The organism is Streptomyces sp. WAC05374 (genome assembly GCF_004353505.1).
In the GTDB taxonomy this organism is placed as follows: domain Bacteria; phylum Actinomycetota; class Actinomycetes; order Streptomycetales; family Streptomycetaceae; genus Streptomyces.
Genome location: NZ_SMNQ01000009.1, coordinates 148,061 through 161,144 on the forward strand (window position 1 = coordinate 148,061; position 13,084 = coordinate 161,144).

At 70.8% G+C, this 13,084-nt stretch carries 11 protein-coding genes; 2 read left to right on the forward strand and 9 right to left on the reverse strand.

Annotated elements, in window-relative coordinates; all coding sequences use genetic code 11:
* Positions 1 to 22 precede the first annotated feature (22 nt).
* From E2B92_RS19115 to E2B92_RS19125, 3 genes are all read right to left on the reverse strand, one after another.
* Positions 23 to 640: a vitamin K epoxide reductase family protein gene (locus tag E2B92_RS19115; protein ID WP_126884531.1), complete on the reverse strand. Its 618-nt coding sequence runs from the start codon at positions 638 to 640 to the stop codon at positions 23 to 25.
* Positions 641 to 726: 86 nt separating this feature from the next.
* Positions 727 to 1,989 carry a histidine--tRNA ligase gene (gene hisS / locus E2B92_RS19120; RefSeq protein ID WP_126884532.1) on the reverse strand — a complete coding sequence of 421 codons (1,263 nt, stop codon included), beginning with the start codon at positions 1,987 to 1,989 and terminating at the stop codon, positions 727 to 729.
* Between the two features lie 13 nt (positions 1,990 to 2,002).
* Positions 2,003 to 2,710 carry an MBL fold metallo-hydrolase gene (locus E2B92_RS19125; protein ID WP_126884533.1) on the reverse strand — a complete coding sequence of 236 codons (708 nt, stop codon included), beginning with the start codon at positions 2,708 to 2,710 and terminating at the stop codon, positions 2,003 to 2,005.
* Between the two features lie 153 nt (positions 2,711 to 2,863).
* On the opposite strand from E2B92_RS19125, the gene E2B92_RS19130 reads away from it, so the two are divergent.
* A complete protein-coding gene (locus tag E2B92_RS19130) occupies positions 2,864 to 3,655 on the forward strand; it encodes a peptidylprolyl isomerase (RefSeq protein ID WP_126884534.1) in 792 nt (263 codons plus the stop codon).
* Between the two features lie 174 nt (positions 3,656 to 3,829).
* Positions 3,830 to 5,059 (forward strand): DUF349 domain-containing protein, encoded by a 1,230-nt coding sequence (locus tag E2B92_RS19135; RefSeq protein ID WP_126884535.1) that lies wholly within the window; start codon positions 3,830 to 3,832, stop codon positions 5,057 to 5,059.
* A 54-nt stretch (positions 5,060 to 5,113) separates the two neighbouring features.
* On the opposite strand, the gene E2B92_RS19140 is transcribed toward E2B92_RS19135, so the two are convergent.
* The 6 genes from E2B92_RS19140 to ruvB all read right to left on the reverse strand — a co-directional run bounded on the left by E2B92_RS19140 (position 5,114) and on the right by ruvB (position 13,003).
* Positions 5,114 to 7,597 (reverse strand): RelA/SpoT family protein, encoded by a 2,484-nt coding sequence (locus E2B92_RS19140; protein ID WP_133087615.1) that lies wholly within the window; start codon positions 7,595 to 7,597, stop codon positions 5,114 to 5,116.
* A gap of 178 nt (positions 7,598 to 7,775) precedes the next feature.
* Positions 7,776 to 8,318, reverse strand: a complete 543-nt coding sequence (locus E2B92_RS19145) for an adenine phosphoribosyltransferase (protein ID WP_126884643.1) — start codon at positions 8,316 to 8,318, stop codon at positions 7,776 to 7,778.
* Positions 8,315 to 9,415, reverse strand: coding sequence for a protein translocase subunit SecF (secF, locus tag E2B92_RS19150; protein ID WP_126884642.1), 1,101 nt, complete (start codon positions 9,413 to 9,415; stop codon positions 8,315 to 8,317). Before secF ends, E2B92_RS19145 begins: the two co-directional genes overlap by 4 nt.
* A gap of 1 nt (position 9,416) precedes the next feature.
* Positions 9,417 to 11,153, reverse strand: coding sequence for a protein translocase subunit SecD (gene secD, locus E2B92_RS19155; RefSeq protein WP_185923552.1), 1,737 nt, complete (start codon positions 11,151 to 11,153; stop codon positions 9,417 to 9,419).
* A 140-nt stretch (positions 11,154 to 11,293) separates the two neighbouring features.
* Entirely contained in the window at positions 11,294 to 11,755 is a 462-nt protein-coding gene (gene yajC, locus E2B92_RS19160; RefSeq protein ID WP_126884641.1) for a preprotein translocase subunit YajC, read from the reverse strand.
* Positions 11,756 to 11,920: 165 nt separating this feature from the next.
* Positions 11,921 to 13,003, reverse strand: a complete 1,083-nt coding sequence (ruvB, locus tag E2B92_RS19165) for a Holliday junction branch migration DNA helicase RuvB (RefSeq protein ID WP_126884640.1) — start codon at positions 13,001 to 13,003, stop codon at positions 11,921 to 11,923.
* Positions 13,004 to 13,084 lie beyond the last annotated feature (81 nt).

Sequence of the window (13,084 nt, forward strand, 5' to 3'; positions counted from 1 at the left end):
CTGACAGCCGGCCGGGGACCGGTCAGCCGGTCCAGAAGTCCCACCAGCGGGTCAGGACGAGCATCCCGATGATCCCGATGTGCACGGCCGGCAGCACCCAGGTGAACTCGTCGAGGAAGCCGCGCACCGCCCGCGGCGCGGGCAGCAGGCCGTTGCGCACGTTGTGCGAGGTCACGTACCAGAACATGATGATCGTCGCGATCCACGCCAGGGAGCACCACAGGCACAGGGCGTTGATTTCGTACAGCGACTGGTGCATGAGCCACATGCAGAAGCCGGTGCCGAAGAGCGTCCCGGCGTTCAGGCCCAGCCAGTACCAGCGGCGGTAGCGGGCGCCCGCGAGGAGGCCGACGCCGATGGCGACCACCATGGCGTAGGTGACGAGGCCGAGCATGGGATTGGGGAAGCCGAAGGCCGACGCCTGCTCGCTCTTCATGATGTTGCCGCAGGACACGATCGGATTGAGGCTGCACCCGGGGGTGAAGTTCGGGTCCTCGAGCAGCTTGAACTTGTCGAGCGTGATCACCCACGCCGCGAGCAGTCCGGCCGCACCCGTGACCACCAGCATCCAGGCGAACGCCCGGCTCGCGCCGACCGTCGTGGTGCCGGAGGAAGCGTTGTCAACGGCTGCTGTCGTCATGGGGGATCATTCTGCCGCATGACGGCCGGTGTCCGCCGTTCGGTGGACATAAGGACACCCCGGCCGGGGCCGGGGTGTCCTTGGGATCACGCCGGGCGGGAGGCCAGCTTCTCGACGACGGCGTCGAGGGCGACCGGCTCCTGCTCGCCCGACTCCATGTCCTTGAGCTGGGCCACGCCCTCGGCGAGGTCGCGCTCGCCCAGGACCAGGGCGTACCGGGCGCCGCTGCGGTTGGCGGCCTTCATCGCGGCCTTCAGGCCCTTGCCGCCGTACGCGAAGTCCGTCGCGACGCCCGCCTTGCGCAACTCGGTGACCAGGCCGAACAGCCGGCGCCGGGCGTCCTCGCCGATCGGCACCGCGAACACGCTGGTGGCGGCGGGCAGGTCGAGGGTGATGCCCTCGGCCTCCAGCGCCAGCACCGTGCGGTCCACGCCGAGCGCCCAGCCCACCGACGGCAGGGCGGGGCCGCCGATCATCTCCGACAGCCCGTCGTAGCGGCCGCCGCCGCCCACCGCGGACTGCGAGCCCAGACCGTCGTGGACGAACTCGAACGTGGTCCGCGTGTAGTAGTCCAGGCCGCGCACCAGCTTCTCGTCGTCCTCGAAGGCCACGCCCGCCGCCGTCAGGAGCGCGCGCACCTCCTCGTGGTACGCCCGGCACGCGTCGCACAGGTAGTCGCGCAGCAGCGGCGCGCCCACGAGCTGCTTCTGGACGTCGGCGCGCTTGTCGTCGAGGACCCGCAGCGGGTTGATGTCGACGCGGCGGCGGGTGTCCTCGTCAAGGTCCAGCCCGCGCAGGAAGCCCTGGAGCGCCTCCCGGTACACCGGGCGGCACTCCTTGTCGCCCAGCGAGTTCAGCAGGATACGGAAGTCGCGCAGGCCCAGCGAGCGGTACGCCTGGTCGGCCAGGATGATCAGCTCGGCGTCCAGCGCCGGGTCCTCGGCGCCGATCGCCTCGGCGCCCACCTGCGAGAAGTGGCGGTAGCGGCCCTTCTGCGGGCGCTCGTAGCGGTAGTACGAGCCCGAGTACCAGAGCTTGACGGGGAGGTTTCCCTGCTTGTGCAGGTTGGCCTCCAGGGCGGCGCGCAGCACCGACGCGGTGCCCTCGGGGCGCAGGGCGAGCCTGTCGCCGCCCTTGGTCTCGAAGGCGTACATCTCCTTGGTGACGATGTCGGTGGACTCGCCGACACCGCGGGCGAACAGTTCGACGTTCTCGAAGCCGGGGGTCTCGACGTACCCGTAGCCGGAGTTCCGCAGCGGCGCGGAGATCGCCTCGCGGACGGCGAGGTACGTCGCGGAGCTCGGCGGCAGCAGGTCGTAGGTGCCCTTGGGGGCCTGGAAGGTACTCACGGGACTTCTCTCGTCACATTCCTCGTCGGGGAGCGGGCGACGCTCCCTGGCCGGCCGCCACCTCGCGCAGGTACGGGTTGGTGGCGCGCTCGCGGCCGATGGTCGTCTGGGGGCCGTGGCCGGACAGCACCACGGTCGAGTCGTCGAGCGGCAGGCACACGCGGGCCAGCGAGTCGAGCATCTCGGCCATGTCACCGCCGGGCAGGTCGGTGCGTCCGATGGAGCCGGCGAACAGCAGGTCGCCCGAGAAGAAGACCGGCGGGACGTCCGCCGCCTCGGGCATGCCGAAGGTCACCGACCCCTTCGTATGGCCGGGCGCGTGCGACACGGTCAGCTCCAGGCCCGCGAGGCTCAGCTTCGCCCCGTCGGTGAGCTCGTGGACGTCGTCCGGCTCCCCCACGGTCAGCTCGCCCATGAGCGGCATGCCGATGGAGCGGCCGAGGGCCTTCTCCGGGTCGCTCATCATGTACCGGTCGGAGGGGTGGATCCACGCGGGCACGTCATGGGCGCCGCAGACCGGGACGACCGAGGCGACGTGGTCGATGTGGCCGTGGGTGAGGACGACCGCCACCGGCTTGAGCCGGTGCTTCTTGAGCGTCTCCTCGACTCCCTGGGTGGCCTGGTGGCCCGGGTCGATGATCACGCACTCCTCGCCCGCGGCGGGGGCGACCAGGTAGCAGTTGGTCCCCCAGGCCCCGGCGGGGAACCCGGCAATGAGCACGATCGTCCTTAAGAGTCGTCCGGCACACGTCGTCCGGCGGAGGAATGCAGCAGATCAGAGCCTACCGGCGCTGCTCATTCCACAGCCAACCCGTATACGGTACGGGCACACTCGGCCAGGACAGGAACAGACGACCGACAAGGAGAAGACCCGGTGGTCACCAGCGATCAGCGGCGGCGCCAGCTCGCCCGGGAGAAGTTCGAGCGGCAGCAGAAGCGCCGCGAGGAGGCCCAGCGCAAGGCGAAGCGGCGCACCCGGATCATCGTCGCCGCGGTCGCCGTCGCGCTCGTCGCGGGCGCCGGGGCCTACACGAACTTCCGCACCGAGTCCGCCGCGGACGCGAAGAAGCCGATCGAGTTCCCCTCGTCGTCGCCGGGCGCCGAGTCCTCGCCCGAGCCGAAGGCCGACGAGCCGAAGATGGCCGTCGACACCAAGGCGACGTACACGATGGCGCTGACGACGAACCACGGCGTCGTGTCGATCGCGATGGACGCCGCGAAGACGCCGCGCACGGTCAACTCGTTCAAGCACCTCGCCGACAAGAAGTACTTCGACAACACGAAGTGCCACCGCCTGACCACGCAGGGCATCTTCGTGCTCCAGTGCGGCGACCCCAAGGGCGACGGCACGGGCGGCCCCGGCTACACCATCCCGGACGAGAACCTCGCCTCCCTGGGCAAGCCGGGCGCGGACGGCGCGGTGACGTTCAAGGCCGGGACGGTGGCGATGGCCAACACCGGGCAGCCGGGCACCGGCGGCAGCCAGTTCTTCCTCGTCTACAAGGACACCAAGCTGCCCCCGCAGTACACGCCGTTCGGCACGATGGACGCGGCCGGTCTGAAGGCCGTCCAGGACGTCGCCAAGGGCGGTGTCGAGGGCGGCGCCCAGGACGGTGCGCCCAAGAAGGCCGTCACCATCGAGAAGGCCGTCGTCAGCAAGGCGTGACCCACCGAATTCGGTGGCGCTGAGTGCGGACAGCCGGGCGGCCGGTCGCCTAGATTGGCGTTGTGCAGCGCGACCTCGAGCGTCGTGCTGTGGAGGGCGGGCGAGGCCCGTCAGGGAACTGTGGACGATGCCCGGGGGTGACCGCCCTCGTCGGCATCATGTGGAGGAGGCGCTGTGAGCAGCGACCCGTGGGGCCGCGTCGACGAGACGGGCACCGTGTACGTGCGTACAGCCGACGGCGAGCAGGTCGTCGGATCGTGGCAGGCCGGAACTCCCGAGGAGGCACTGGCCTACTTCGAGCGCAAGTACGAGGGCTTGGTTGTCGAGATCGGCCTCCTCGAGAAGCGGGTGAAGACCACCGACCTGTCGGCCAAGGACGCGATGGCCGCGATCGACCACATCCGTCATCAGGTGGACGAGCACCACGCCGTGGGCGACCTCGACGCGCTCCGCAAGCGGCTCGACAAGCTGGTCGAGACGGTGGAGGCGCGCCGCGAGGAGCGCAAGGCGCAGAAGGCCAGGCAGACCGACGAGGCGCGGCACGCCAAGGAGGCGCTGGTCGCCGAGGCGGAGGAGCTGGCGAAGAGCGAGCAGTGGCGGGCCGCCGGTGAGCGGCTGCGGGCGCTGGTGGACACCTGGAAGGGCCTGCCGCGGCTCGACCGGAAGTCCGACGACGAGCTGTGGCACCGCTTCTCGCACGCCCGGTCGGCGTTCTCCAAGCGGCGCAAGGCGCACTTCGCGTCGCTGGACGCGCAGCGCGAGGAGGCCCGCAGGACCAAGGAGCGGCTGGTCGCGGAGGCCGAGTCGCTGTCGGGTTCCACCGACTGGGGCGCCACGGCCGCCCGGTACCGCGAGCTGATGGCGGAGTGGAAGGCGGCGGGCCGGGCCCAGCGCGAGCACGAGGACGACCTGTGGAACCGTTTCCGCGGTGCGCAGGACGTCTTCTTCGCCGCGCGCAGCGAGGTGTTCGCGGAGCGTGACGCCGAGCAGGCGGAGAACCTCAAGCTGAAGGAGGAGCTGGCCGGCGAGGCCGAGAAGCTGCTGCCGGTGACGGACCTCAAGGCGGCGCGTGCCGCGTTCCGGTCCATCAACGAGCGGTGGGAGGCCATCGGTCACGTACCGCGCGACGCCCGGCCGAAGGTCGAGGGGCGGATGCACACCGTGGAGCGGGCGATCCAGGAGGCCGAGGAGGCCGAGTGGCGCCGGACGAACCCGGAGGCACGCGCGCGTGCGGCGGGTCTGACGGGTCAGCTCCAGGACGCGGTCGACAAGCTGCGCAAGCAGATCGACGCGGCCCGTGCGGCGGGCAACGACGCCAAGGCGGACAAGCTCACCCGTGAGCTGGAGGGCCGTCAGGCGCTGCTGGACCAGGCGCTCAAGGGCCTCCAGGAGTTCGGCGGCTGACGCGGCGACGCGAAAGGGCCTCCCCGTGCGGGGAGGCCCTTTTTCGTGGTGCGCCTACGGCCGGCGGGCCGAGGTGACGCGGTAGACGTCGTACACGCCCTCCACGCCCCGGACCGCCTTCAGGACGTGCCCCAGGTGCTTGGGGTCGCCCATCTCGAAGGTGAAGCGGGAGGTGGCGACCCGGTCGCGGGAGGTCTGCACGGCGGCCGAAAGGATGTTGACGTGCTGGTCGGACAGGACCCGGGTGACGTCGGACAGGAGCCGGGAGCGGTCCAGGGCCTCGACCTGGATGGCGACCAGGAAGACCGAGGACTGGGTGGGTGCCCATTCGACGTCGAGGATGCGCTCGGGCTGCTGCGACAGGGCGTCGACGTTGACGCAGTCGGCGCGGTGAACCGATACGCCGCTGCCGCGCGTGACGAAGCCGATGATCGGGTCGCCGGGCACGGGCGTGCAGCAGCGGGCGAGCTTGACCCACACGTCCTCGACGCCCTTGACGACGACTCCGGGGTCGGCCTTGGTGCGGCGCTTGCCGCGGCCGCGGCTCGGCGGGGCCGACTCGGCGATGTCCTCGCTGGCGGCCTCCTCGCCGCCGAGGGCCTGGACCAGCTTCTGGACGACGCCCTGGGCCGCGACATGGCCCTCGCCGATCGCCGCGTACAGCGACGAGATGTCGGGGTAGCGCATCTCGTGCGCCAGGGTGACCAGGGAGTCGCCGGTGAGGATGCGCTGGATCGGCAGGTTCTGCTTGCGCATGGCGCGGGCGATGGCGTCCTTGCCCTGCTCGATCGCCTCGTCGCGCCGCTCCTTGGAGAACCAGGCGCGGATCTTGTTGCGGGCGCGCGGTGACTTGACGAAACCGAGCCAGTCGCGGGAGGGGCCGGCGCCGGCCGCCTTGGAGGTGAAGACCTCCACCAGGTCGCCGTTGTCGAGCGTCGACTCGAGCGGTACGAGCCGTCCGTTGACCCGCGCTCCTATGGTGCGGTGGCCGACCTCGGTGTGGACGGCGTACGCGAAGTCGACCGGGGTGGCGCCCGCGGGCAGCGCTATGACGTCACCCTTCGGGGTGAAGACGAAGACCTCGTTGCGGGACAGGTCGAAGCGGAGGGACTCGAGGAACTCGCTGGGGTCCTCGGTCTCCTTCTGCCAGTCCAGCAACTGGCGCAGCCACGCCATGTCGTTGATGTGGTCGTCCTTGCCGGCCTTCTTCGGCACGTCGGTGCGCACCTTGGAGGCGCCGGCGACGGCCTCCTGCTTGTACTTCCAGTGCGCGGCGATGCCGTACTCGGCGCGGCGGTGCATGTCGAACGTGCGGATCTGGAGTTCGACGGGCTTGCCGTTGGGTCCGATGACCGTGGTGTGCAGCGACTGGTACATGTTGAACTTCGGCATCGCGATGTAGTCCTTGAACCGGCCGGGGACCGGGTTCCATCGCGCGTGAACGGTGCCGAGTGCGGCGTAGCAGTCGCGGACCGTGTCGACGAGGACGCGGATGCCCACCAGGTCGTAGATCTCCGCGAAGTCCCGGCCGCGGACGATCATCTTCTGGTAGACGCTGTAGTAGTGCTTCGGCCGGCCGGTGACGGTGGCCTTGATGCGGGCGGCGCGCAGGTCGGCCTGGACCTCGTCGGTCACTATGGCCAGGTACTCGTCCCGCTTGGGGGCGCGCTCGGCGACGAGGCGGACGATCTCGTCGTACATCTTGGGGTAGAGGATCGCGAAGGCGAGGTCCTCCAGCTCCCACTTGATGGTGTTCATGCCCAGCCGGTGGGCCAGCGGGGCGTAGATCTCCAGGGTCTCGCGGGCCTTCTTCTCCTGCTTCTCCCGCTTGAGGTAGCGCATGGTGCGCATGTTGTGCAGGCGGTCGGCGAGCTTGATGACCAGGACGCGCGGGTCCTTGGCCATGGCGACGACCATCTTGCGGACGGTCTCGGCCTGGGCGGCCTCGCCGAACTTGACCTTGTCCAGCTTGGTGACGCCGTCGACGAGGAGGGCGACCTGGTCGCCGAAGTCCTTGCGGAGCTGCTCCAGCCCGTACTCGGTGTCCTCGACGGTGTCGTGGAGGAGGCCCGCCATCAGCGTGGCGGGGTCCATGCCCAGCTCGGCGAGGATGGTGGTGACGGCGAGCGGGTGCGTGATGTACGGGTCGCCGCTCTTGCGCTTCTGGCCGCGGTGCCAGCGTTCGGCGACCTGGTAGGCACGCTCGATCTGGCGGAGGGTCGACGTCTCGATCTTCGGGTCGTTGCTGCGGACTATGCGCAGCAGGGGCTCCAGGACCGGGTTGTACGGCGAGGAGCGCTGGACGCCGAGGCGGGCGAGGCGGGCCCGGACGCGGTTGGAGGAGCCGCCGGAGCGGGCGGTTGCGGGCGGCGTGGGCTTGGGCGCCGAGACGGGGGGCGGGCCGGCCGCGCGCTGGGGGGCCGTCGGGCCGGACGTGTTCCGCGCGGCCTTGTCGGGGGGCGTGGCGGTGGGCGCCGCGGCCTTGTCGGCCTGCTGGTCGGGCTTCGCGGCGGAGAGTGGCTGGGCCTCGTCTGGCAAGAGCGCTCCTCGTGCGGGTCCGGGTCCCCCGGTCAGGCCCGGAATCCCATGGTACTGACCTCGGGCGAGCCGCTCGCCCCCGGACGGGGACGGACCGGTTCCGGGGCTGGTACCGGGGAACGCGAAAACGGGCACCCGGTGTTCCCGGGTGCCCGTATCCGTGCCGTGTGCTCGCTGGTCAGAGCGTGATCAGCGCCTCCAGCGGGGCGCCCGCCAGGGTGGGCTCCAGCCGGGCCCGGCCGCCCAGGAAACCGAGTTCCATGAGGACGGCGACGCCCGCGACCTCGGCTCCGGCCCGCCGGATCAGCTCCAGCGACGCCTCGGCGGTGCCGCCGGTGGCCAGGACGTCGTCGATGACCATGACGCGGTCACCGGGCAGGAGGTCCTCGGCGTGCACCTCGATCTCGGCGGTGCCGTACTCCAGCTCGTACGCCTGGCTCAGCGTCGCGCCGGGCAGCTTGCCCGCCTTGCGGACGGGGACGAAGCCCAGCGCGGCGGAGACGGCGACCGGCGCGGCCAGGATGAACCCGCGCGCCTCCAGGCCGACGATCTTCGTCGCCCCGTGCCGTACGCACAGCTCGGCCAGCGCCCCGGTGAGCGCCCCGAACGCCTCGGGGTCGGCGAGCAGCGGGGTGATGTCCTTGAACGTCACCCCGGGGATGGGGTAGTCCGCGACGTCCCGGATGCGGCGCAGGAGCAGCTCCTGCGTGGTGACGGTCATCGGCGCTTGCCCCGCCCGCGGGTGGGCTGGCGCCGCTGGCCGACCACCGCACCGGCGGGTGCGGCGTCCTGCGGCTCGGCCTCGTCGGCACTACCGGCGGAGGCGTCCCCGGCCTCGTCGGTGCCCTGCTCGGCCTGGGCCCGCTTGGCGAGGACGCGCTTCTTCAGCGCCTTCATCTGCGGGTCGCGTTCCTTGAGGTCGGCGACGAGCGGCGTGGCGATGAAGATCGACGAGTACGCACCGGCGGCGAGACCCACGAACAGCGACAGCGAGATGTCGTTGAGCATGCCCGCGCCGAGGACACCGCCACCGATGAACAGCAGGCCGGCCACCGGCAGCAGCGCCACGACCGTGGTGTTGATGGAGCGGACCAGGGTGCTGTTGAGGCTGCGGTTGGCGATCTCGCTGTACGTCCAGCGGGTCTGCTTGGTGATGTCCCTCGACGCCTCCTTGAGACCGTCGAAGACGACGACGGTGTCGTAGAGGGAGTAACCGAGGATGGTCAGCAGACCGATCACGGTGCCCGGGGTGACCTCGAAGCCGACCAGGGCGTAGATGCCGACGGTGATCGTAAGGTCGTGGATCAGGGCGATCAGTGCGGCGACGGCCATGCGCCACTCGAACGCGATGGCCAGGTAGACCACCACGAGGACCATGAAGACGCCGAGGCCCATCCACGCCTTGTTGGCGATCTGCTCGCCCCAGCTCGGGCCGACGACCTCGACGTTCAGGTCGTTCTTGGCGACGCCCAGCTCGGACGACAGCTCGCTCTTGATCTTGTCCGACTCCTGGGTGGACACGTCGCTGATCTGGATGCGCAGACCGCCGGTGCCCAGCTCCTGGACGATCGGGATGTGGCCGGAGATCTCCTCCGCGGTGTCCCGCGCCTCCTCGGTGGAGACCGAGAGCTTGGGCGTGGTCACGACGACGCCGCCCTTGAACTCGATGCCCATGTTCAGGCCCTGCACGGCCAGACCCACGACGGCGGTGATGGTGATCAGGATGGAGACGCCGTACCAGATCATCCGCTTGCCGACGAAGTCGTACCCGACCTCACCGCGGTAGAGGCGTGCGCCCAGGTTGCCGAGTCGTGACATCTCACGCCTCCTTCGGTTCGGTGGTGGCGGAGACACGACGCGAGCGGCGCAGCGGAGGCTTGGCGCCCAGCCGCTTCGGGTCCAGACCCGACCAGGGGTGACCACTGCTGAAGAACTTCGTGCGGGCCATCAGCGTCATCAGCGGCTTGGTGAAGAAGAACACCACGACGACGTCCAGGAGGGTCGTCAGGCCGAGTGTGAACGCGAAGCCCTGCACCTTGCCGACGGTCACGATGAACAGCACGGCGGCGGCGAGGAACGACACGAAGTCGGAGACCAGGATCGTGCGCCGGGCGCGGGGCCAGCCCCGCTCGACGGCGGGCCGCAGGGTGCGGCCCTCACGGATCTCGTCGCGGACCCGCTCGAAGTACACGATGAACGAGTCGGCGGTGATACCGATGGCCACGATGGCGCCGCAGACGGCGGGCAGGTTCAGCGCGAAGCCGATGGCCGGGCCGAGCAGCGACATCAGCGCGTAGGTCAGGACGGCCGAGACCAGGAGGCTCAGCAGGGCGATGACCGACAGACCGCGGTAGTAGACGACCAGGTAGACCACGACCAGCGCGAGGCCGATGGCGCCCGCGACGAGACCGGCCTTGAGCTGCTCGCCGCCGAGCGCGGCGGTGACCGTGGTCACGCTCTCCTGCTCGAACGACAGCGGCAGCGCGCCGTAGGACAGGATGTTGGCCAGCTCGGTGGCGGACTCCTGGTCGAAGCTGCCGGAGATCTCCGCGCTGCCGCCGCCGATGGCGCTGCTGACGGACGGGGCGGAGACGACCTGGCCGTCGAGCGTGATCGCGAACTGGTTCTGCGGCTGCACCTGGCTGGCCAGCTTGCCGGTGGTGGCGGCGAACTTCTTGGTGCCCGCGTCGGTGAAGCCGAGCTGGACGATCCAGCGGCCGCGCTGCGGGTCGAGGACGCCCTGCGCCTCGTCGACGTCCGTACCGGCGACCTCGGCCGCGCCCAGGATGTACTTGGCGTCGCCCTCCTGGCCACAGGCGACGGTCGGCTTGGCCGGGTCCGCGTTCTGGGCCGGGTTGGGGACCTGCTTGGTCTTCTTGTCCGGCGTGCAGTCCAGGGCGGCGAACTGCTTGTCGAGGGCGGCGACGGCCGCGGCACCGGAGGCGGACGGCTGCGGGGCCGGCGTGGCGGCCGGCTTGTCCGTGGTGCTCGCCTTGGGCGAGGGCGTCTCGTCCTGCTTCAGGGCCTCCGGGACGGCACGGCCCTGGGTGGTGGCGCTGGGCTTGGGGCTCGGCGGCGTGGACGCCTTGCCGCTGGGCGTGGCGCTGGGCGTGCCGGTGGCGGGGGGCTCGGTCACCGGCGCGCTGCCGGAGACGGCGAGGACCGGGCGGAAGTACAGCTCGGCGGTGGTGCCGACCTGCTTCTGGGCCTTCTCGGAGTCGGTCGCCCTGGGGATGTTGACGATGATGTGCCGGTTGCCCTGCTGCTGGACCTCGGCCTCCGAGACACCGAGACCGTTGACACGGCGCTCGATGATGCCGATCGCGGTCTGCATGTTGGTGTTGTTGACCGCGTTGGGCTTGCCGGGCTCACTCTCGGCGCGGAGCGTGATGCTCGTACCGCCGGCGAGGTCGATGCCCAGGCGCGGAGTGAGGTCTCCCGACCAGAACATCCCGCCGATCAGGGCTCCGATGGCGATCAGGATCGCGGCCAGGGCACGCCCCGGCCTGCCCTGCCCCCCCGACGCCTGCCCTCGGCCCTTCTTGGGTGCTGCCACCTTCTCGTTTCTCCCTGTCCAACCGCCGCTACGCCGGGTGAGCGTCTCGGCGGCCACGAAGTGGTGTGGGGAATCCCCCGCGTGTGTCGGCACGGAACGGACCGCGCACGCCGGTCGGCGACGCGGTCCGTCTGCACGCCTTACTTCGCGTCGGTGTCGCCGTCGCTCTTCTTGTCGTCGGCCTTGGCGTCCTCGGCGGCGGGAGCGGTGTCGCCCTCGTCGGCCGCGTCCTTCTTGCCCAGGTCGATCTTCGCGTCACCGGTCTCGGTGAGCGAGGAGGCGTCGTCCGGCACGACCGGGGTGTCGGTCTTCAGGTCGCCGTCACCGTGCACGATGCGGTTGTACTCGTCGTCGTCGAGGACGGCGCCGACGGCGTTCTTGGCGTAGACGGCGTGGACCCCCGGAGCGACCTCCAGGAGGACCGTGTCGTCACCGACCTCCTTGACGGTGGCGTACATCCCCCCGATCGTCCGTACGCCGGTTCCGGGCTGCATCTGATTGCGCATTTCCACCGCCTGCTGCTGCTTCTTCTTCGCAGAGCGGGTCATCAGGAACATGGCCCCGATGAGGACGATGAACGGCAGGAGAGTCACGATACTCACGGGACGACAAATCCTTCGCACGGTCGCGGGCAACCGCGGCCTGATCTTCGGGGGTGGGTACGCCGGCCTGTACGGTCGGCATCGGCGGAGTCTAGGCGAGTCCGCATCAATGGAACAACGCCCAGCATGGCACCCCGGTTCCTGACCCGGCGAGTCTCCTCGCCGTCACGTCCCGAAGAGGCCCTGTTGTCCCCTTCCCGGGCCCGCTGCCTGCGGCGGCACCAGGCCGAGATGCGTCCACGCGGCGGGCGTGGCGACCCGTCCCCGGGGGGTGCGGGCCAGCAGGCCCTCCCGTACGAGGAAGGGCTCGGCGACCTCCTCGACCGTCTCGCGCTCCTCGCCCACGGCGACGGCGAGGGTGGACAGGCCGACCGGTCCCCCGCCGAACAGCTTGAGCAGGGCCTCCAGCACCGCCCGGTCCAGCCGGTCCAGGCCGCGGTCGTCCACCTCGTACACCTTGAGGGCGGTGGCGGCGATGTCGCGGGTGATCAGGCCGTCGGCCTTGACCTGGGCGTAGTCGCGGACGCGGCGCAGCAGGCGGTTGGCGATACGGGGGGTGCCGCGGGAGCGGCCGGCGATCTCGGCGGCGCCGTCGGCCTCGATCTCCACGTCGAGGAGCTGGGCGGAGCGGTGGATGACGCGCTCCAGCTCGGCGGGGGCGTAGAACTCCATGTGGGCGGTGAAGCCGAAGCGGTCGCGCAGCGGGGGCGGCAGGAGTCCGGCGCGGGTGGTGGCGCCGACGAGGGTGAAGGGCGGCAGCTCCAGCGGGATGGCGGTGGCGCCCGGGCCCTTGCCGACGATGACGTCGACCCGGAAGTCCTCCATCGCCATGTAGAGCATCTCCTCGGCGGGCCGGGACATCCGGTGGATCTCGTCGAGGAACAGCACCTCCCCCTCCTGGAGGGAGGAGAGGATCGCGGCGAGGTCGCCGGCGTGCTGGATGGCGGGGCCGGAGGTGATCCGGATGGGGGCGCCCATCTCCGCGGCGATGATCATGGAGAGGGTCGTCTTGCCGAGGCCGGGGGCGCCGGAGAGCAGGACGTGGTCGGCGGTGGCGCCGCGTGCCAGGGCGGCCTTGAGCACCAGGTCGAGCTGCTCGCGCACCCGCTCCTGGCCGACGAACTCGGCCAGCGACTTGGGGCGCAGGGCCGCCTCGACGGCCTGGTCCTCCCCGTCGGCGGACGCCCCGACGAGCCGGTCGGCGGCGCCGGGGGCCGGCGTGCTGCTGGTGTCGTCGTACCGGTTCACTGCGGGTTGCCTCGTGTGGTCGTGGCGGCGGAGCCGCGCGGGTGGTGAGGGGCCGGACGCCGCGCCCCGCCGGGGGCGGCG

Bases quoted from the DNA above. Each gene is read 5' to 3' on its own strand.
- E2B92_RS19115 (WP_126884531.1), bottom strand. From the start codon at position 640: ATGACGACAGCAGCCGTTGACAACGCTTCCTCCGGCACCACGACGGTC.
- E2B92_RS19145 (WP_126884643.1), bottom strand. From the start codon at position 8,318: ATGACCGTCACCACGCAGGAGCTGCTCCTGCGCCGCATCCGGGACGTC.
- secF (WP_126884642.1), bottom strand. From the start codon at position 9,415: ATGTCACGACTCGGCAACCTGGGCGCACGCCTCTACCGCGGTGAGGTC.